This is a genomic window from Devosia insulae DS-56 (assembly GCF_000970465.2).
GTDB lineage: Bacteria > Pseudomonadota > Alphaproteobacteria > Rhizobiales > Devosiaceae > Devosia_A > Devosia_A insulae.
In genome coordinates this window covers 1-17,717 of record NZ_LAJE02000184.1, presented here as the reverse complement: position 1 = coordinate 17,717, position 17,717 = coordinate 1, and the positions used below count along the sequence as shown (strand labels likewise).

The following is a 17,717-nucleotide window of genomic DNA, read 5'->3' as shown; positions in this document are numbered from 1 at the left end:
GTGTCCGTGTGTAGACAGCAGCTACATCTACGAGTATGTGGTTTGTTTTCACTGGAACGTCATCCACGGATGTCTACACAGGCTCGCTCGTCGGCAGCGTCAGAAGTGGATAAGAGACAGGGCCTATTGCAGCGGGGCCCTCGACGACGATGCCGCGGTCGCGATTTCCCACGGCCCGGAAGAACTCGGCTATCCGCCGTTGACCGAGCCGCTGGTCAATGTGAAGCCGACGCTTGATCGGTTGCGCGATCGGCAGCTCATCTCCGAGCCGGAGCACCAGCGCATCTGGCAAAGAGCCTGTCGGCTCTATTTCAAGGACCGCTCGACCGAAGTGCTGCTTCCCGCAGAGGAACGCCCGGAGATCTTTGCCGCCTATCGCCAGCACCGGGTCAACCGCAAGGCCGAGGATGCGCTGCTGCTGGTCGCCGAACTGAAGACCCGCGCGATACAGGCGAGCCCACACCAGGCAGAACTGCAGCATCCGTCATTCTTTTCGAAGCACATCTTGCCCGGAATGCTCGAGTGACGAGCGAGACGCGGGGCCGATAGCCAGTACCTCTGTCGCCCGTTCGGATGATTCTAATCTTTTGAGTGGTGCGGGCGGTGGGACTCGAACCCACACGGGGATACCCCCTCCGGATTTTAAGTCCGGTATGTCTACCATTCCATCACGCCCGCGGCCGCTGACCACTGCCATATCGGCTCGGACACTGACAACCACACAATTTCTCGCCATAGTCGTTCCGAGGCAAACAGAGGGTATCTTGCCCAACGCGCGACGAAACCTGGTCGGGGTCAAGATCCACGACGGGCTCGGGAACCAGATGTTCCAGTACGCCGCCGGGTTGGCCCTGTCGGAACGGCTCGGGGCCGAGCTGTGCGTCGATATCCGCCATTACGAGCGCAAGGATCGCGGCGACCGCCGCCTGGGACTGCGCGACTTCGGCATCGAACTGCGGTCAGCGCGGGTGCCGCCATTCAAGCCCGGCCGCCGTATCGCCGCCGCGCTGCGGCTGCTGCCCAACCCATTTCGCGGCGGCTCAAGTTTGACCCGTGTCGAGGGCTTCGATCCGCGGTTTCTCGAACTGACGGCCCCTGCCGCCTTGTCCGGCTTCCTGCAATCCTGGCGCTATTTCGAGGGGCACGAGGCGTCGGTTCGCCGTGCCTTCGACGTGCGGCGGTTCGCAACGGCGCGAACCGCCGACCTCGCCGCCGAGATCGCGGTCGCCAGGAACCCTGTCGCCGTGCATATCCGCCGCGGCGACTACACCAAATCACCCGAGACCGTTGCCTTCTACGGCCTGCTGCATGCCGAGCACTATTTCGCTGCCAAAGCCGCCCTAGAAGCGAGGGTCGAACACCCCACCTACTTCCTGTTCAGCGACGATCCGGACATCGCCCTGGCGGAGCTCCAGGGTTGGCAGGGATTGCGGCCGGTGACCGGCTTTTCGGCCTATGAGGACATGCACCTCATGTCCTCGTGCCGGCACTTCGTCATCGCCAATTCGACCTTCAGCTGGTGGGCCGCATGGCTTGGCGCCGCGCCGGATAAGCTGGTTATCGGCCCCAAGCAATGGTTCGGGCCGGACTATCCGTATCCGGTCGATCCGACCGATCGCTCGCCGCCCGGCTGGCTCATGGTCTGAACCGTCAGCCATCGAGAGCTGTCGTGCGCGATAAACCCTGACATCTTCCGTCAGGGTCAGTGCACTATCCCTGTCGCTCCAACCTGGCACAGGAGGCCGACATGCAGTTCATCGACCGCTACCCCATCACCGTTACCGACCAGTTCCTCGCCTGCCGCGACTTCTGGGCCAGGCACCTGAGCTTCTCGGTGATCTTCGAGAATGAGTGGTTCGTGCTGATGCAGGCCGATGGGGCCAGCATCGCCTTCATGTCGCCCACTCATCCCTCATGGCCGCCCGGGCCCGAAGGTTACACCGCCGGCACCAGTATGGAGCTCGAGGTGAAAGACGCCGCGGCGGCGCTGGAGGAAGTCCGCGCCAGCGGCAAGGAGCCCGACTACCCGCTGACCGACGAACCCTTCGGCCAGCGCCGCTTCAGCCTGAAGGACCCGTCGGGCCTGTGGATCAACGTGGTGCAGCAGCTTTAGGCGGAGCGACCAAATCGGTGTGATTCCGTCGAAGTGCCCACCCACCGGGTCATTCCCGCGAAAGCGGGAACCCTCTGTTTTGGTGCCTGCCGCACGATCGCAAACGGAGTTCCCCGCTTTCGCGGGGATGACCCCGAGTGTGGGGGGCCCTGCAGAGGCGATATGGCGCCTCGATGGGGCTTAGTCCGTGCCGCCCGAGATCGGCGGCACATAGGCCACATCCAGGTCCCATGGGAAGAAGATCCAGGTGTCCTGGCTGACTTCGGTGATGAAGGTGTCGACCATCTCGCGGCCCTTCGGCTTGGCATAGACGGTGGCAAAATGCGCGCCGGGGAGCATGTCGCGCACCACGCGCGCCGTGGCCCCGGTGTCGACCAGGTCGTCGACGATCAGGATCTTGCCGCCGTTGCGCGCCGTTTCCAGGAGCTCCGGGGCGATCGGCTTCAGCACCTTGATGCCGCTCTGGCTCTGATGATCATAGCTTTTCACCGCGACGCTCTCGACCACCCGAATGTTCAGCTCGCGCGCCACGATCGCTGCCGGCACCAGGCCGCCACGGGTGATCGCCACCAAGGCGTCGAACGGCCCGAGCGCCTGCAGCCGCCAGGCGAGCGCCCGGCTGTCGCGGTGGAACTGGTCCCAGGTGACTGGGAAAGATTTCTGCTGGGTCTGGTTCACTTGCTTCTCCTGGACGGCTCTGCCGCCTCGATCTCAAACAACGGGCCAACGGCCCGAAACTCAGTAGGCTTCGACGTCCGGCGACAGACCGGCGGCGCGGTGCGCCTCGGCGACCATCTCGCGCACCCGGCTCGCCGCCTCGGCGAGCCGCGCCTCGTCGGACGAGCGCAGCACCAGTTCGGTCATGACGAAGGTCTGCCCCATCTGCGGGTAGCTGCCCATCTTCACGTCGGGGAATTCGCCCTGCAGCTGTCCCAGCGGCCCGCCGATCGTCCCCTCGCCAACCCGGCAGCGAATAGTGACGGACTTGATCTTCCTGCCGCCCTGCAAGGTCGGGGCGATGGCCTCGAGCATGGCCAGCATAATCTTGGGCACGCCGGCCATCACGTGGACATTGCCGATGCGAAAACCCGGCGCCGCGCTGACCGAGTTGACGATCAGCGTGCCGCCTTCGGGGATCCGCGCCATGCGCAGCCGCGCCTCGTTGACTTCGGTCCCGGTCTGCGTCCAGCGCGCTTCCAGCATGGCGCGCGCCTCGGCATTGATAGGCAGCGCCACGCCGAACGCCTTGGCGATGGCGTCGGCAGTGATGTCGTCATGCGTCGGACCGATGCCGCCGGTGGTGAACACGTAGGTGTAGCGGGCCCGCACCGCGTTGACCGCGGCGATGATGTCGTCCTCGACGTCGGAAACGACGCGTACTTCGGTGAGTTCGATGCCGAGTTCAGTGCAGAAATCCGCCGTGGCGCCGATATTCACATCCTTGGTCCGGCCGGACAGGATTTCATCGCCGATGACGACGAGGGCGGCGGTAACGGCTTCGGGCGATGGCATGGCGGCCCCGGATTTGCGAGGCACAATGCATTGCCTCACCAAAGCCCGAAAGGTCAAGCAATCCGGCGGATCATCGGGCCCGGTGCCCACAGTATTGCCGGTGGGCTGGCAGCGCCAACACACTTCCAATCCTGTGCCCGAACGCCTACTTTCGTTTCGAACGGAGCTGCCATGATCACCTACGTCGAAGCCGAAACCAAAAGCCGCCGCACCTCGGGCGTGATCCCGCTGCACGGCGAAGCGGGCTTCAACGGCATGCGCAAGGCCGGCCGCCTCACCGCCGAAGCCCTTGACCTCCTGGTCGATGCGGTGAAGCCCGGCGTCACCACCGCGGCGCTCGATCGGCTCGCCTACGAGTTCGCCCGCGACCACGACGCCATCCCGGCGACGCTGTTCTACAAGGGCTACCGCCACTCGATCTGCACCTCGATCAACCACGTCGTCTGCCACGGCATTCCCGAGGAGCGGCCGCTCCGCGAAGGCGATATCGTCAATATCGACCTGACGCTGATCGTCGATGGCTGGTACGGCGATAGCTCGCGCATGTACCCGGTGGGTGAGATCAGCCGGAAGGCAGAGCGCCTGATCGAGGTGACCTATGCCGGCCTTGCCGCCGGTATCGCCGCCGCCAGGGCCGGCGCCACCACCGGCGATATCGGCGCCGCCATCCAGGCGCTGGCGGAAGCCGAGCGGATGAGCGTGGTGCGCGATTTCGTCGGCCACGGGGTGGGGCAGTTGTTTCACGACGAGCCCAACATCATGCATTTCGGCGTGCCGGGCACCGGCGTGCCGCTGAAGCCGGGCATGATCTTCACCATCGAGCCGATGATCAACCTGGGTCGCCCACACGTCAAAATCCTCGGCGACGGCTGGACCGCGGTGACCCGCGACCGCACCCTCTCGGCCCAGGCCGAACACTCGATCGGCATCACCGAGACCGGCGTCGAGATCTTCACCACCTCGCCGCGGGGGCTGTTCAACCCGCTCGACGCCCGCCGCTGACCGATGAGCGAGGGGGACAAGCCATCGCCGGACGGACTCGGCGAGGCGGCTCCGCCCCACTATCTCGGCCATCGCGAGCGCGCCCGGCAGCGGTTTCTCCAACTCGGCGAGCAACACATCGAGGATTACGAACTGCTGGAACTGATCCTGCAGATCGTCATCCCGCGCAAGGATACCAAGCCCCTCGCCAAGGAGCTTATCCGAGCGTTCGGCTCATTTTCCGGCGTGTTCTCAGCCACTCCGCAGCAGCTCGACGAGATCAAAGGCCTCGGGCTGGTCTCGGCCACCAACCTCAAGATCATCCAGGCGGCCGCCCAGCGCTTCGCGCGGGATCGCATGGTGCCGGACATGCCCGTCCTCAACTCATGGAGCACGCTGATCGATTATTGCCGCGCCCAGATGGCGTTCAACGATATCGAGCAGTTCCGCATCCTCTTCCTCGACAAGAAGAACCGCCTGATCGCCGACGAAGTGCAGCAGACCGGCACGGTCGACCACGCCCCGGTCTATCCGCGCGAGGTGATCAAGCGCTCGCTGGAGCTCAGCGCCAGCGCGCTGATCCTGGTCCACAACCACCCCTCGGGCGATCCGACACCATCGTCGATGGATGTTGAGATGACGCTCAGGATCAACGACGTCGCACGACCGCTCGGGATCACCGTGCACGACCACATCATCATCGGGAAGGCGGGACATTCTTCGATGAAGGGGCTGAAGCTGATTTGAGGTGTGAAGGGTGCTGACTGAAGCAGACGGCCCCCTCCCATCCTCCCCCATGAAGGGGGAGGTGAAGGGTCGAGGCGGTGGCTCGATCGTGCCAAACACTCGATGCGGCACCTCCCCCATCATGGGGGAGGATGGGAGGGGGCCGTCTCTATCAGTCGTCCGCCTGAGCTGGGATGCTGCTGCGCAACATCCGCCCGCGAACCGCTTTCACCACGCCCATCACCGCCTTGTTAGCCTTGAGCTTCTGCCGCAGCACCTGCCAGCCGAGGTGGCCTTTGGCCGCCGCAGTGCCCAGCGTTGTCAGTGGCACGTAGTGCTGGCGCACCGGCAGTTTGAGGTTGCACCAGTGGCGCTTCTCGTCGGTGAAACCGGCGCCCATGTCGAAGACGCGATAGCCCGCATCGAACACCGTCTGCATTACCCGCAGCAGGCACTGCTTGCCCGGTGAGCCGGTCTGGATCGTCGCATCGTCGCTCATCGAACTAATCAGGCAGAACAGCCGCTCGCCATGCGCGATGTTGTAGCGCACCGCGACGATCTCGCCGTTGAGCCGCAGCACGTGCAGGCGCACATCGATCTCCACCGCCGGCGACAGCGTTGCGTCATAGAACGCCCGCACACCCGGTTCGGCAAACGGATCCGGCACGCCCATGGCGACGAAGCGCGCGGCGCGCTGGCGGAACATCACGTCGAGGATCGGCAGGGCCTCGGGGCCACCGCGCACCTCCTCGAACCCCACCTGGCCCAGCGCTTCGAGCCGCTCACCCTGCTGGCGATCGTGTTTGCGGCGCGATTTCGAGCGCTGCGTGGTGTTGGCGTCGTCCCAACTCGCGAACTGCCCGCGATAGAGGGTCTCCGCCTCGATCGACTGGCCGAGCTCAGCGAAGATATCGACGCCCTCGATGAACAGCTGCGGCACCGATTTCAGATAGATCAGGTCGGCGCCCTCGAGCCGCTCCAGCATCGCCGACCACAAAGCCGCCCGCTCGACCGAACCGAGCGTTGCGAGCCGCGCCGCATCGACCAGCGGCGCATTGCAGCCGACATGGGGCCCCGGAAACCACGACAGCAGCCGCACGCCTTTGACGCGCCGCCGCCACAACGGCAACAGCGCCACCGGCTCGCCGTCGAACGCCGCGGTCAGGTAGAACTGATCATCCTCGGCAATGCCGAAGGCGTTGACCCAGGTGCGCGTGAAGGCGGCGCTCTGGCCCGGCGACTCGATCTGAGCCGCTTCCAGCGCCGCCCAGGTCGTCGCGACCTCGTCGATCCGATGCGCCAGTTGCACCGTCGCCACCGGCACCATGGTCAGGCGCTGGCGCTGCGGCCGCGGCGGCGGGGTATCTTCTGCATAGGCTTCGAGAGCCATAGTCGCATCCTCGTCCAAGGTTGCGGCGACTATCGCGAGCGGCAGTGAATGGGCTGTTGACGGAATCGTGATCGGACGGTTCGGCGTTGGATTTCGGCAGCGACGGTTAAGCCGCGCTTACCCGAATTGCTGCAGAATCGGGAAGGTTTCGAGGAACCAGTAGGAGATGCGGGTGAACTGCCCGGTGAGAAACAACAGGCCAGTGACCACCAACAGCCCGCCCATCACCTTCTCCACCATCCCAAGATGCTTCTTGAAGCCGGAAAAGAAGGTGAGGAACGGCCCGATGGCAATGCCGGCGAGGAGGAACGGCACGCCCAGCCCGAGCGAATAGAGCCCGAGCAGCGCCGCGCCATCGAGCGCTGTCTCCCTGGTCGAGGCGACCGCGAGGATGGCGGCCAGCACCGGCCCGATGCATGGCGTCCAGCCGACGGCGAACGCCAGCCCGAGCAGGAACCCGCCGACCGGGCCACTGGCCACACCCGGACCATTGTGGCGCAACTGTCGGTCGAGGAAGGCGATGCGGTAGACGCCGAGGAAATGCAGCCCCATGGCGATGATGAACAGCCCGGCGATCGGCGTGATGATCGGCAGCGCCTGGCGGAAGGCCTGCCCGAACGCCGTCGCCGTGGCGCCGAACAGGATGAAGACGATCGAGAACCCGGCGATGAAGAACAGCGAGGTGAACACGCTCTTCCGCCAGATCACTCCGGCGGTGACGCCATCGTCGCGCAGCTGGTCGAAGCTCGCGCCGCTCATATAGGTAAGGTAGGGCGGCACCAGCGGCAGCACGCACGGGCTGAGGAAACTCAGCACCCCTGCCCCGAACACCAGCCAGAACGAAAACCCGTCCATCATGCCTCCGACAAATCGCGCGAAGTCATAGCCGGTTCGGGGCCGAAGGCAATGCGACGGGCCGCCGCTCGCTCTGATGTGAAGGCGGCTGGTCGCACAGCTGGAAGTGACGTAGCACTCAGCCACTGCCAATCAGCCAACGAGCGTCGATGTCGCCAGTCGTTCGTCTTGAACCAGTCACGCCTGCAAACCGCGCCCAGCTTGTCGCCCTCTCGGTCGCCGCGCAGCAACGCGATTTCGTCGCGACCAACGCTGAGTCCCTGCGCGAGGCGGAGGGGAACCCGGCCTGTTTCCCCTTCGCCATTACCGTCGATGGCAGCGTCCTGGGGTTCGCAATGTACGCGCTCGATCCGGACGACGGCAATTACTGGATCTATCGGCTGATGGTCGACCAGCGGCACCAGCATCGTGGCATCGGCCGCGCCGCACTGGCAGAGCTCATCGCGCTGATGTCAGCGCTGCTGAACTGCCCGCGTATCGTGCTCGGAGTCGAACCGACCAATACCAGCGCCCGCGCGCTCTACACCTCGGCCGGTTTCGTCGCCACCGGCGAGACCATCGGTGGTGAAGACGTGATGTGTCTAACGCTGTGAACTGCGCCGCCATGAGCTGGCAGTGAGGGAGACGCTCTCACCAGCATTAGTGTTTCGGTCGCATCGCCCCTGCTGGGGAGGGACGTTTCCCGCGGCGGCACATGCAAGACTACTCTCTCGCTTTTCGCGAGGGATGACATCGAGGTTGGGGCGGGGTAAGCAGCCCATGTATGTCAGCCCCAGGTGACCGAGGCCCCATGTCCCGCCCGATCCGCATCGCGCCTTCTATCCTCTCCGCCGATTTCACCCGGCTCGGTGACGAGATTCGCGCCATCGATGCGGGCGGCGCCGACTACATTCATGTCGATGTGATGGATGGCCACTTCGTCCCCAACATCACCATCGGCCCGCTGATCGTCTCGGCCATCCGTCCGCTCACCAAAAAGATCATCGACGTCCACCTGATGATCGCCCCGGCCGACCCCTATCTCGGCGCCTTCGCCAAGGCCGGCGCCGACTCGATCACCGTGCATGCCGAAGCCGGCCCGCACCTGCATCGCTCGCTGCAGGCGATCCGTGCCGAAGGCAAGCGCGCCTGCGTCGCCATCAATCCGGCCACCCCGGTGTCGGCGATCGAGCATGTTATCGGCGATGTCGACCTGGTGCTGGTGATGAGCGTCAACCCCGGCTTCGGCGGGCAGAAGTTCATCCCCGAGAGCCTCAACAAGATCCGGCAGGTGCGCGCGCTGATCGGCAACCGTCCGATCGACCTCCAGGTCGATGGCGGCGTAACCGAGCACAACGCTAAAGCCCTAGCCGAGGCCGGCGCCGACCTCTACGTCGCCGGCACCTCGGTATTTGCCGGCAACGACCCCAAAACCTATGCCGGCCGTATCGCGGCCATCCGCAACGCCGCCACCGCCGTTACCGCGTAACGCATCGGTTACGCGAACAAAGAGCCATAAGCCCATGATCCCGCGCTATTCCCGCCCCGAAATGGTCGCCATCTGGTCGCCCGAGACCCGCTTCAAGATCTGGTTCGAGATCGAAGCCCACGCGACCACCAAGCTGGCCGAACTCGGTGTCGTGCCGAAAGAAGCGGCTGAAACCATCTGGGCCAAGGGCGGCAACGCCACTTTCGACGTCGAGCGCATCGATGAGATCGAGCGCACCACCAAGCACGACGTCATCGCCTTCCTCACCCATGTCTCCGAAATCGTCGGCCCCGAGGCCCGGTTCCTGCACCAGGGCATGACCTCGTCAGACGTGCTCGACACCTGTCTCGCCGTACAGCTGGCCCGCGCCTCGGACATCCTGCTCGGTGACATCGACCGGCTGCTGGCGGCGATCAAGAAGCGCGCCAAGGAGCACAAATACTCGATCACCATCGGCCGCAGCCACGGCATCCATGCCGAGCCCACCACCTTCGGCATCAAGCTGGCCGAGGCCTATGCCGAGTTCGCCCGCAACCGCGCCCGGCTTGTCGCGGCGCGCGCCGAAATCGCCACGGCCGCCATCTCCGGCGCCATCGGCACCTTTGCCAATATCGACCCGCAGGTCGAAGCCTATGTGGCCGACAAGCTGGGGCTGACGCCCGAACCGATCTCCACCCAGGTGATCCCCAGGGATCGGCACGCCATGTTCTTTGCCACGCTCGGCGTCATCGCCTCCTCGATCGAGCGCATCGCCACCGAGATCCGTCACCTGCAGCGCACCGAAGTGCTGGAGGCCGAGGAGTTCTTCTCGCCTGGCCAGAAGGGCTCGTCGGCCATGCCGCACAAGCGCAACCCGGTGCTGAGCGAGAACCTCACCGGCCTCGCCCGGCTGGTTCGCGGCATGGTCACCCCGGCGCTGGAGAACGTGGCGCTGTGGCACGAGCGCGATATCTCGCACTCCTCGGTCGAACGGATGATCGGCCCCGATGCCACCGTCACGCTGGATTTCGCGCTCAACCGCCTCGTCGGGCTGATCGAAAACCTCTTGGTCTATCCCGAGAACATGAAGCGCAACCTCGACCTGCTGGGCGGGCTGCACAATTCGCAGCGCGTGCTTCTGGCGCTCACTCAGGCCGGTCTCAGCCGCGAGGATTCCTATGCGGCCGTACAGCGCAACGCCATGCAGGTGTGGCAGGCTCGCGGCGACCGCGCCGGGCTGTTCGCGCAGCTGCTGAAATCCGATCCCGAGGTTTCCGCCAAGCTGAGCGCCTCGGACATCGACGCCATGTTCGACGATTTCTACCACCTGAAGCATGTCGACGCGCTGTTCGAGCGCGTCTTCGGACCGGAGGTGTGATGTCGGTCGTCTACGCGCGCGAAGCCGCCCTGCCCGTCGATGACTATATCGACGTGGTCGGGCACAGCGCGCTCGGGGCGACCCGGCCGATCAACGACCGGGATCGTATCGCGGCAATGATCGAGGGCGCCGACCTGATCGTCAGCGCCCGGCTCGATGGCCGCTGCGTTGGGCTCGCCCGCTGCCTCACCGATTTTGCCTGGGTCGCTTATTGTGGCGATCTCGCCGTGCACGACGATTTCCAGGGCCGCGGCATCGGCAAGGGCTTGCTCAAAGCCTGCCGCGAACATCTCGGCGATGGTGTCGGCATGGGGTTGCTCTCTGTTCCCGGCGCGGTCGGCTTCTACGACAAGCATGGGCCTTCGGTGGATCTCCACCCCTATGGCCACGCCTACTTCATGAACCGAAAGCGCGGCGTATGAGAATCGCGGACGCAGACATCCTGATCCTGCCCGGGCTCGGCAATTCCGGCGCCGGCCACTGGCAACGCCGCTGGGCCGATCGCTTCTCCACCGGCCGCATCGTCGAGCAGGACGAGTGGGACGACCCGGACCTGCGCGACTGGACCGCGGCCATCGTCGAGGCGGTGGAAGCCGCCGAGCGACCGGTGGTGCTGATCGCCCATTCGCTGGCCGTCTCGGCGCTGGTGCATGCCGCGTCGCGCTTTCCAGCCGGAAAGGTCAAGGGCGCCCTCCTCGTCTCGCCGCCCGATCACGAAGGCCCCGGTTTCCCGCGCGAAGGTCGCAGCTTCGACAACGTGCCGACCGACCCGCTGCCCTTCCCCTCGCTGCTGGTGGTCTCGACCAACGACAGCTACGTCTCTCCCAACCGCGCCGCCGACATGGCCACCGCCTGGGGTTCTGAGCTGCACTTTGCCGGCGAAGCCGGCCACATCAACCTCGCTTCCGGCCACGGCCCCTGGCCCGAGGGCCTGTTGATGTTCACCCGCCTGATGCAGCGGATCTAGTCGCACTCAGTTGCGAATGATTCGCATCTGCGATAGGTTCGCCAGATGTGGCCGTTCCTGACTGATCCGCCTTCGTTCGTCCAACTGGTCGTGCTGATCAGCAGCCTGATCATCGGCCTGTCCCACATCCTGCAGCCGGCGCTGTGGGCCGACTACTTCGCCAACCTCCGAGAGCGTGGCCGCGCCGGGCTGGTGACGAAGATCATGCAGGTCGAGCTGTGGCCGGCGCTGCTCATCGTCAGCCTGCACCAGGTGTGGGCGGGTCCGGCGATCGTCGTCACCATCTATGGCTGGCTTCTGCTCTTGAAGGTGACAGTCGGGCTTCTGCTCCCCAATCTCGGCATGGCGTCGATGGCCATCCCAGAACGCGCCCCCAGGAGCTTCATACCGGCCGGCGTGCTGATGCTGGCAATCGGCGCCGCAGCCGGCGCCGCGCTGTTCTGGCCGGCCTGAGGCGCTACATCGCCGAAAACTGCGCTACGACCTTCCCTGCGGTGTCGCTGAGGAACAGCTTCCGCTGCTCGGCATCGATCCGGTAGGTGCGGGCGTCGGCAAGCGCGGCGTGGAACTTCATCTCCTGGTCCATCGCCGCTTCGGTGCAGGCCATCATGGTCGACGCCAGTTCGCCGAATGTGATCTTGTCGCTCTCGATGGTAGCGCTGCCGCTGAAACGGTTGCAGCCGCCATTGCCGGAGACCTTGCCGTCCGCGGCGATCTCCAGGGTCGTCTGCAGATAGTCGATCACCCCGCCGCCATTGATGTCCTCGGCCAGCCACGCGCCGGCCAATGGCAGTGCCGCAGCTTCGCTGCTGGCGACACGCTGCACCAGCAACTCGACGCCTGCCGCCTGCGGGTCGAAGGTGTGGCGCTCGGTAGTGGTGAACATCAGCTCGTCGCCCGCGGTGATGCTCGCCCGCCAGGCATAGGTGTGCCCGGCTTCGATCTGCGAAGGATCGAACGCGATGCTGAAGGCGGTCGGGCTGGTCCTCGCCGGCACGCTGGTTTCGGCGATCACTCTGGCAGGCGCATCGGCAAGCGACACGTCCTCCAGCCGCACCGTCGCCACCGCGCCCTCGGGCAGCAGCATGCGCTCGCGATAGACCACCGTACCGGTGATCGTCGCGCCGTCGCCAAGTGCAACGCCGGCGATCGAGGCCAGCATCACGCCGGTGATCAGCGCCATGGCGGGGCGCCGGCCCATAAGCAGTGTGCGTTCCATCTCGATCCCTCCGGGCGTAGTCACGCCCTCGCGAAGGTTCAAGACGAAACGCCTCGCGCCCATGGGGCGCAAGGCAAATCCGGACGATGGTTTCGGCTGGCTTACCGTGAGGGTATCAACCCTCGTTGAGCACCTGGTCGCGCGCCACGGCGACCAGCTCCGCCATCTTCTGGCGAATCATGTCATCGGACACCGAAGCGCCCTTGGCCTTCAGGTCGCCCGAGATCTTGCGGAACACGTCTTCGTCGCCGGCCTCCTCGAAGTCGGAAGCGACAACTTCGGCGGCGTACTGCTTGGCGTGCTCTTCGCTTAGGCCCATATGCTCGGCGGCCCACAGCCCGAGCAGCTTGTTGCGACGCGCCTCAGCCTTAAAGCGCAGCTCCGAGTCGTGAGCAAACTTCGCTTCCTGACCCTTTTCGCGATCGTTGAATCCCGACATCTACGCTCTCCGCAAATCTGCCCGGCAGTCGGGCGCCCTCGATGGGTTTGCACATAAGCTGGACCGCCAACCAAATCAACGGGTGGCGGTCGCGGCATTTGGTCAATCCGATCAACGATCCCCGCCCTCATTGGATGCATGTGAAGCGCCGGCACCCCGCGTTTTGCCGGGTTCGGCGCGACGTGCCACCCGGTTCCGCCGGCGGTGAAAGAGCTTGCATTAGGCTGCCATTCTGGCGCATGAACGCCGCAATTCCCTACATTGTCCGAGAGGCAGGGCTCATATGAACCGTCGCCGCAAAATCTATGACGGCAAGGCCAAGACGCTCTACGAGGGCCCGGAGCCCGGGACGCTGATCCAGTATTTCAAAGACGACGCCACGGCCGGTAACGGCGCGCGCCACGAGATCATCGACGGCAAGGGTGTCCTGAACAACCGGATCTCCGAGTACATCTTCACCAAGCTGAATGGCCTGGGCATTCCCACTCACTTCATCCGCCGGCTCAACATGCGCGAGCAGCTGATCAAGGAAGTGGAGATCATCCCGCTCGAGATCATCGTGCGCAACGTCGCTGCCGGCTCGCTGGTGAAGCGTCTCGGCCTCGAGCCTGGCACCCAGTTGCCGCGCTCGATCATCGAGTTCTGCTACAAGGACGACGCGCTCGGCGACCCGATGGTGTCGGAAGAGCACATCACTGCCTTCGGCTGGGCGACGCCGCAGGAACTCGACGACATCATGGCGCTGGCCATCCGCGTCAATGACTTCCTCACCGGCCTGTTCATGGGTGTCGGCATCCAGCTCGTCGATTTCAAGATCGAGTGCGGCCGGCTTTATGACGGCGACCTGATGCGGGTTGTCCTCGCCGACGAGATCAGCCCGGACAATTGCCGCCTGTGGGACATCAAGACCCGCAACAAGCTCGACAAGGATCGCTTCCGCGAGAACCTCGGCGGGCTGGTCGATGCCTATCGTGAAGTGGCGCAGCGCCTCGGTATTCTTGTGGAAACCGACAACGCGTTGACCACCGGCCCACGACTCGTGCAATGACCCCGGGGCGCGGTCAGGAAAGGTTGCAAGCTTTCCGGTCCGACCGCGCGACCACTGAAAATGCAGGGTGTCACGCCCTGCCCTGTTTCGGGAATTTTCGATGAAGGCCCGCGTCACCGTCACGCTCAAATCCGGCGTCCTCGACCCTCAGGGTCAGGCCATCCAGGGTTCGCTGAAAAGCCTCGGCTTTTCCGGCGTCGGCGCCGTACGGCAGGGAAAAGTGTTTGACGTCGAGCTGGGTGAATCCGATTTGTCACAGGCCGAGGCTAATGTCCGGGCGATGTGTGAGAAGCTCTTGGCGAACACCGTCATCGAAAACTACACGATAGAAATCACGCCTTAAGATTCACCGCTTATGGTGCTGGCCGCTCGCGTAACCCTGAGCCAGTACCAGTAAAAGACCGTCCCAGATGCTCAAGACATTCTCCCTGTCGATTGCCTTCTTCCTCGCGCTCGGCCTGCTTTTCGCCGCCTACGCGTCCGTCCCCGTCTGAGGCGTAGGCCTCAGCACTACCCCTGTCATTGCCAGCAGGCATACTCGCCGGCGCTCATGCCGTTGCGTGGATGTTGGATCGCCCGCACATGGCGGGATGATCCAGCTTAGACTTTGGTCGCGTGACGCGGATGCCACAGCGTGGACACCGCCACTTTTCCGCCGCCGCGCGCCCATCGAATTGGCGCAGGGGCGCATCACACCCTCCAATTAACCGTGCTGGTTCAGACTCCATTCAGCCATAGGGGCGCATTGGAGCCATGCACGGTCCGTGACTATTCCGGTCCCGCGAACCGACCTACACACCGCCCTAACCCAAGCGCAGCCTCGCGCTGCCAACCGATATTGAAAATGATCAAGACCTTCTCGCTCTCTGCCCTGTTTTTCATGACCATCGGCGTCCTGCTCGCCACCCACCTGTCGCTGCCGTTCTGATCGCGACAACAGGGCGTGACGGCCGACGCACCCCGTATGCTCGATAAATCTTTAGTTATTAAGCACTTGGCTTAAGCCTAAGTGCAGGCATTTCGTCCCAGATGCGGTCCCAGGCGTTACAACGCGCGGGACGCGCCCCGGGAGCCCAAAGAAATGCCGACTGCAGCCAACCGTCTCGATTGGGTAGATGCCGCCAAGGGCCTTTCCATCATCCTCGTGGTGATGATGCACTCGGCCTACGGCGTCGGCGAAGACCTGAACGGTACTGGCGTCCTGCATTACATCATCGGCTGGGCCACCCCGTTCCGCATGCCGGAGTTCTTCCTGATCTCCGGCCTGTTCCTCGGACAGGTGATCGCGCGTCCCTGGACCGCCTATGCCGATCGCCGCATCGTCCACTACCTCTATTTCTACGCGCTCTGGGCTGTGCTGCAGATCGTCTTCAAAGTCGGCCTCGGCACCGGCGACTTTGCCTCCGTCGGCAGCCAGATCCTCTGGGCCATTGTCGAGCCCTACGGCGTCCTCTGGTTCATCTACATGCTGGCGGTCTACTCGCTGGTGACCAAGCTGCTGTTCAGCTTCAAGGTACCGCACTGGCTGGCGCTCGCCGCGGCAGCGGCGTTGCAGATCTTCCCGGTCACATCAGGCATCGGCATCGTCGACCACTTCGCCGCCTACTTCGTCTACTTCTACGCCGGCTACGCTTTCGCACCGCTGGTGTTCCGCATCGTCGCTTCGGCTCAAGGCAATGCGCTTTGGGCCGCGCTGGCGCTCGTCGGCTATGCCGTCATCGAGGGCTACCTGGTGTTTGCCGGTGGCGCGGAACTGCACCCGCGCGGCATCACCATGGGCTATGCCGCCCTGCCCGTGCTGCACCTGGCGCTGGGCTTCATCGGCTCGCTCGCCGTCTGCCTCACCGCGGCGCTGTTGATCCGGCTGCCATGGATGGGCTGGCTGCGCTGGCTCGGCGAGCACTCGATCGTCGTTTACCTCAGCTTCTCGATCCCGATGGCCGCGAGCCGCACGCTGCTGCTGAAGACCGGGCTGATCACCGATGTCAGCACCGTCAGCGTCATTGTCATGAGCATCGCGCTGCTCTCGCCGCTGCTGCTCTATTGGCTGATCAAAAAGACCGGCTGGGGCAGGTTCCTGTTCGAACGCCCGGCCTGGGCCCACATTCCCGGCACCCCGGGCAGCCGCAGCACCATCAAGCCGGCCGCAGTGCAGCCGGCCGAGTAAGCCACAGCCGATCGGGCGGAACTGCAGTTCCGCGCTTGCTTTTGCGACTAAGACTCACCAAAGGATCGGCATCCCGCATCTGGAGCTGCTGCCAATGAAAGCCGCTGTCGTCGTGTTCCCCGGTCTCAACCGTGATCGCGACATGATCGCGGCCCTCACCAAGATCGGTGGCGAGGCGCCGGCGATCGTCTGGCACAAGGACGCCGAGATCCCCAAGGTCGACCTCATCGTCATCCCCGGCGGCTTCTCCTATGGCGACTACCTGCGCGTCGGCGCCATTGCGGCCCGCTCCCCGGCCATGGAGACCATCCGTGAGCGCGCGGCACAGGGCGTCAAGGTGATGGGCGTCTGCAACGGCTTTCAGATTCTCAGCGAGGCCGGTCTCGTCCCCGGCGTGCTGATGCGCAATGCCTCGCTCAAGTTCGTCTGCCGCGAAGTAAAGCTCTCGGTCGAGAATGCCGCCACCGCCTTCACCAGCGGCTATGCCCAGGGCCAGGTGATCCGCTGCCCGGTGGCCCACCACGACGGCAACTACTTCGCCGACGCCGAGACCCTGGCCGCCGTCGAAGGCAACGGCCAGGTGGCGTTCCGCTATGCCGAGGGCACTAACCCGAACGGCTCGCTCAACGACATCGCCGGCGTGTTCAACGCGCAAAAGAACGTCCTCGGCCTGATGCCGCACCCCGAGAACCTGATCGAGAGCGCCCACGGCGGCACCGACGGTCGCAACCTGTTCTCGGCCCTCCTCGACGCGGCCTAAGCACTAGCGCTCAAATTTTCCCTGCCGCCTTGATTGCGAATGCTCGCGGTGCGACCATCAACTGATTGCGGCGCAGCACTGGCCCGGGGGAAAGGGCGATGGCTTCGTTTGGACGCGCAGCGCGGTTTGAGGCCGCGGTTCTTCTTCTAGCAACAAGTTTCCTGATGGGCGGCCTGGCCGTCCTTTTTGTTTTCGTCGGCAGCGCCTCAGCCCAGGGGCCGTATCTCGAAATGATCGAGATCGTGCCGGATGATCCCGGTAACGATCCGCGCTGGGGTGTTGCAGACGGGCACATCTCGATCGAGGACGCCCAGTACAAGACCTACCGGGCCGACTACACCTGGACCCAGCCGCCCCGCACCAGCGACGGCGCGGGCTTTACCGTCAACATGACCATCGAGGGCAAGGCAACGCCGAACCGCATCTATGCGGGCATCGGCATCAACAGCCCCACGGGTGGCTTTGAGTTCGACAAAGACCCGGCCAGCGCCGACGTGTCGGTGCCCGATGCACAGCAGGGCGGGTCCGAAAGCCGCACGAACTCGATCTCGGTCCACGTTACGCCTTCGCCGACACTCGCCGACGGTTCAACCATCGAGCTCAGGATCGGAGCGTTCTACGGCTATGGCGTCACCTATCGCTATCGCGTCTCGGCGACCGACACCGGCGGCGGTGGTGGTCGCCGAGACGCGATAGCGATAGGTGACGCCATAGC

At 64.6% G+C, this 17,717-nt stretch carries 22 protein-coding genes and 1 tRNA gene; 16 read left to right on the top strand and 7 right to left on the bottom strand.

The window, feature by feature from the left end; all coding sequences use genetic code 11:
- Positions 1-526, top strand: a 526-nt coding sequence (locus VW23_RS12960; RefSeq protein ID WP_244513560.1) for a TfuA-like protein, incomplete at its 5' end; no start/stop codon positions are given.
- Between the two features lie 66 nt (positions 527-592).
- Here VW23_RS12960 and VW23_RS12955 read toward each other — a convergent pair.
- Positions 593-678, bottom strand: a tRNA-Leu gene (locus VW23_RS12955).
- Positions 679-764: 86 nt separating this feature from the next.
- Between VW23_RS12955 and VW23_RS12950 the strand changes: the two genes are divergently transcribed.
- Both VW23_RS12950 and VW23_RS12945 read left to right on the top strand, forming a co-directional pair.
- Entirely contained in the window at positions 765-1,646 is an 882-nt protein-coding gene (locus tag VW23_RS12950; RefSeq protein WP_069909987.1) for an alpha-1,2-fucosyltransferase, read from the top strand.
- Positions 1,647-1,747: 101 nt separating this feature from the next.
- Positions 1,748-2,113, top strand: a complete 366-nt coding sequence (locus VW23_RS12945) for a VOC family protein (protein ID WP_069909986.1) — start codon at positions 1,748-1,750, stop codon at positions 2,111-2,113.
- Between the two features lie 180 nt (positions 2,114-2,293).
- Here the strand turns inward: VW23_RS12945 and gpt are convergent, their stop codons facing one another.
- Positions 2,294-2,791 (bottom strand): xanthine phosphoribosyltransferase, encoded by a 498-nt coding sequence (gene gpt, locus VW23_RS12940; protein ID WP_069909985.1) that lies wholly within the window; start codon positions 2,789-2,791, stop codon positions 2,294-2,296.
- A gap of 60 nt (positions 2,792-2,851) precedes the next feature.
- On the bottom strand, positions 2,852-3,625 hold the full coding sequence (locus VW23_RS12935; RefSeq protein WP_069909984.1) for a competence/damage-inducible protein A: 774 nt from the start codon (positions 3,623-3,625) through the stop codon (positions 2,852-2,854).
- Between the two features lie 171 nt (positions 3,626-3,796).
- On the opposite strand from VW23_RS12935, the gene map reads away from it, so the two are divergent.
- Together map and radC are read left to right on the top strand one after the other, a co-directional pair.
- On the top strand, positions 3,797-4,627 hold the full coding sequence (gene map, locus VW23_RS12930; RefSeq protein WP_069909983.1) for a type I methionyl aminopeptidase: 831 nt from the start codon (positions 3,797-3,799) through the stop codon (positions 4,625-4,627).
- A 3-nt stretch (positions 4,628-4,630) separates the two neighbouring features.
- Entirely contained in the window at positions 4,631-5,353 is a 723-nt protein-coding gene (radC, locus tag VW23_RS12925) for a RadC family protein (protein ID WP_069909982.1), read from the top strand.
- A gap of 151 nt (positions 5,354-5,504) precedes the next feature.
- Here the strand turns inward: radC and VW23_RS12920 are convergent, their stop codons facing one another.
- The gene (locus VW23_RS12920; protein ID WP_069909981.1) at positions 5,505-6,722 is read right to left on the bottom strand and encodes a GNAT family N-acetyltransferase; all 1,218 of its coding nucleotides are present in this window, start codon (positions 6,720-6,722) and stop codon (positions 5,505-5,507) included.
- Positions 6,723-6,839: 117 nt separating this feature from the next.
- Positions 6,840-7,577, bottom strand: a complete 738-nt coding sequence (locus tag VW23_RS12915) for a cytochrome c biogenesis protein CcdA (protein WP_084646035.1) — start codon at positions 7,575-7,577, stop codon at positions 6,840-6,842.
- A gap of 149 nt (positions 7,578-7,726) precedes the next feature.
- Between VW23_RS12915 and VW23_RS12910 the strand changes: the two genes are divergently transcribed.
- The 6 genes from VW23_RS12910 (at position 7,727) to VW23_RS12885 (ending at position 11,822) form a co-directional block, all read left to right on the top strand.
- Positions 7,727-8,170 carry a GNAT family N-acetyltransferase gene (locus VW23_RS12910; RefSeq protein WP_069909979.1) on the top strand — a complete coding sequence of 148 codons (444 nt, stop codon included), beginning with the start codon at positions 7,727-7,729 and terminating at the stop codon, positions 8,168-8,170.
- Positions 8,171-8,367: 197 nt separating this feature from the next.
- On the top strand, positions 8,368-9,045 hold the full coding sequence (gene rpe, locus VW23_RS12905) for a ribulose-phosphate 3-epimerase (RefSeq protein WP_069909978.1): 678 nt from the start codon (positions 8,368-8,370) through the stop codon (positions 9,043-9,045).
- Between the two features lie 34 nt (positions 9,046-9,079).
- Complete coding sequence (gene purB / locus VW23_RS12900) at positions 9,080-10,402, top strand: adenylosuccinate lyase (protein WP_069909977.1); 1,323 nt, start codon at positions 9,080-9,082, stop codon at positions 10,400-10,402.
- A complete protein-coding gene (locus VW23_RS12895; RefSeq protein ID WP_069909976.1) occupies positions 10,402-10,824 on the top strand; it encodes a GNAT family N-acetyltransferase in 423 nt (140 codons plus the stop codon). The genes purB and VW23_RS12895 overlap by 1 nt, the downstream gene beginning before the upstream one ends.
- On the top strand, positions 10,821-11,369 hold the full coding sequence (locus tag VW23_RS12890) for an RBBP9/YdeN family alpha/beta hydrolase (protein WP_069909975.1): 549 nt from the start codon (positions 10,821-10,823) through the stop codon (positions 11,367-11,369). The genes VW23_RS12895 and VW23_RS12890 overlap by 4 nt, the downstream gene beginning before the upstream one ends.
- Positions 11,370-11,414: 45 nt before the next feature.
- Positions 11,415-11,822, top strand: coding sequence for a hypothetical protein (locus VW23_RS12885; RefSeq protein ID WP_069909974.1), 408 nt, complete (start codon positions 11,415-11,417; stop codon positions 11,820-11,822).
- A 4-nt stretch (positions 11,823-11,826) separates the two neighbouring features.
- Here VW23_RS12885 and VW23_RS12880 read toward each other — a convergent pair whose 3' ends face one another.
- Positions 11,827-12,588 (bottom strand): META domain-containing protein, encoded by a 762-nt coding sequence (locus tag VW23_RS12880; RefSeq protein ID WP_069909973.1) that lies wholly within the window; start codon positions 12,586-12,588, stop codon positions 11,827-11,829.
- Between the two features lie 115 nt (positions 12,589-12,703).
- Positions 12,704-13,027, bottom strand: coding sequence for a DUF1476 domain-containing protein (locus tag VW23_RS12875; protein ID WP_069909972.1), 324 nt, complete (start codon positions 13,025-13,027; stop codon positions 12,704-12,706).
- Between the two features lie 283 nt (positions 13,028-13,310).
- On the opposite strand from VW23_RS12875, the gene purC reads away from it, so the two are divergent.
- The 5 genes from purC to VW23_RS12850 all read left to right on the top strand — a co-directional run.
- On the top strand, positions 13,311-14,075 hold the full coding sequence (purC, locus tag VW23_RS12870) for a phosphoribosylaminoimidazolesuccinocarboxamide synthase (protein WP_055882139.1): 765 nt from the start codon (positions 13,311-13,313) through the stop codon (positions 14,073-14,075).
- A 100-nt stretch (positions 14,076-14,175) separates the two neighbouring features.
- Positions 14,176-14,418, top strand: a complete 243-nt coding sequence (purS, locus tag VW23_RS12865) for a phosphoribosylformylglycinamidine synthase subunit PurS (RefSeq protein WP_055882140.1) — start codon at positions 14,176-14,178, stop codon at positions 14,416-14,418.
- 738 nt (positions 14,419-15,156) lie between these two features.
- Positions 15,157-16,242 carry an acyltransferase family protein gene (locus VW23_RS12860; protein ID WP_069909971.1) on the top strand — a complete coding sequence of 362 codons (1,086 nt, stop codon included), beginning with the start codon at positions 15,157-15,159 and terminating at the stop codon, positions 16,240-16,242.
- Positions 16,243-16,336: 94 nt separating this feature from the next.
- Positions 16,337-17,002 (top strand): phosphoribosylformylglycinamidine synthase subunit PurQ, encoded by a 666-nt coding sequence (gene purQ / locus VW23_RS12855; protein WP_069909970.1) that lies wholly within the window; start codon positions 16,337-16,339, stop codon positions 17,000-17,002.
- Positions 17,003-17,166: 164 nt separating this feature from the next.
- Positions 17,167-17,717 (top strand): hypothetical protein (locus VW23_RS12850; RefSeq protein WP_141728321.1); only part of this gene is annotated, 551 nt, incomplete at its 3' end.

Bases quoted from the DNA above. Each gene is read 5' to 3' on its own strand.
- purQ (WP_069909970.1), top strand. From the start codon at position 16,337: ATGAAAGCCGCTGTCGTCGTGTTCCCCGGTCTCAACCGTGATCGCGAC.
- VW23_RS12895 (WP_069909976.1), top strand. From the start codon at position 10,402: ATGTCGGTCGTCTACGCGCGCGAAGCCGCCCTGCCCGTCGATGACTAT.
- map (WP_069909983.1), top strand. From the start codon at position 3,797: ATGATCACCTACGTCGAAGCCGAAACCAAAAGCCGCCGCACCTCGGGC.
- purB (WP_069909977.1), top strand. From the start codon at position 9,080: ATGATCCCGCGCTATTCCCGCCCCGAAATGGTCGCCATCTGGTCGCCC.
- VW23_RS12915 (WP_084646035.1), bottom strand. From the start codon at position 7,577: ATGGACGGGTTTTCGTTCTGGCTGGTGTTCGGGGCAGGGGTGCTGAGT.
- purS (WP_055882140.1), top strand. From the start codon at position 14,176: ATGAAGGCCCGCGTCACCGTCACGCTCAAATCCGGCGTCCTCGACCCT.
- VW23_RS12890 (WP_069909975.1), top strand. From the start codon at position 10,821: ATGAGAATCGCGGACGCAGACATCCTGATCCTGCCCGGGCTCGGCAAT.
- VW23_RS12945 (WP_069909986.1), top strand. From the start codon at position 1,748: ATGCAGTTCATCGACCGCTACCCCATCACCGTTACCGACCAGTTCCTC.
- VW23_RS12910 (WP_069909979.1), top strand. From the start codon at position 7,727: ATGTCGCCAGTCGTTCGTCTTGAACCAGTCACGCCTGCAAACCGCGCC.
- rpe (WP_069909978.1), top strand. From the start codon at position 8,368: ATGTCCCGCCCGATCCGCATCGCGCCTTCTATCCTCTCCGCCGATTTC.
- VW23_RS12860 (WP_069909971.1), top strand. From the start codon at position 15,157: ATGCCGACTGCAGCCAACCGTCTCGATTGGGTAGATGCCGCCAAGGGC.
- VW23_RS12880 (WP_069909973.1), bottom strand. From the start codon at position 12,588: ATGGAACGCACACTGCTTATGGGCCGGCGCCCCGCCATGGCGCTGATC.
- VW23_RS12875 (WP_069909972.1), bottom strand. From the start codon at position 13,027: ATGTCGGGATTCAACGATCGCGAAAAGGGTCAGGAAGCGAAGTTTGCT.
- VW23_RS12935 (WP_069909984.1), bottom strand. From the start codon at position 3,625: ATGCCATCGCCCGAAGCCGTTACCGCCGCCCTCGTCGTCATCGGCGAT.
- VW23_RS12885 (WP_069909974.1), top strand. From the start codon at position 11,415: ATGTGGCCGTTCCTGACTGATCCGCCTTCGTTCGTCCAACTGGTCGTG.
- purC (WP_055882139.1), top strand. From the start codon at position 13,311: ATGAACCGTCGCCGCAAAATCTATGACGGCAAGGCCAAGACGCTCTAC.
- VW23_RS12920 (WP_069909981.1), bottom strand. From the start codon at position 6,722: ATGGCTCTCGAAGCCTATGCAGAAGATACCCCGCCGCCGCGGCCGCAG.
- radC (WP_069909982.1), top strand. From the start codon at position 4,631: ATGAGCGAGGGGGACAAGCCATCGCCGGACGGACTCGGCGAGGCGGCT.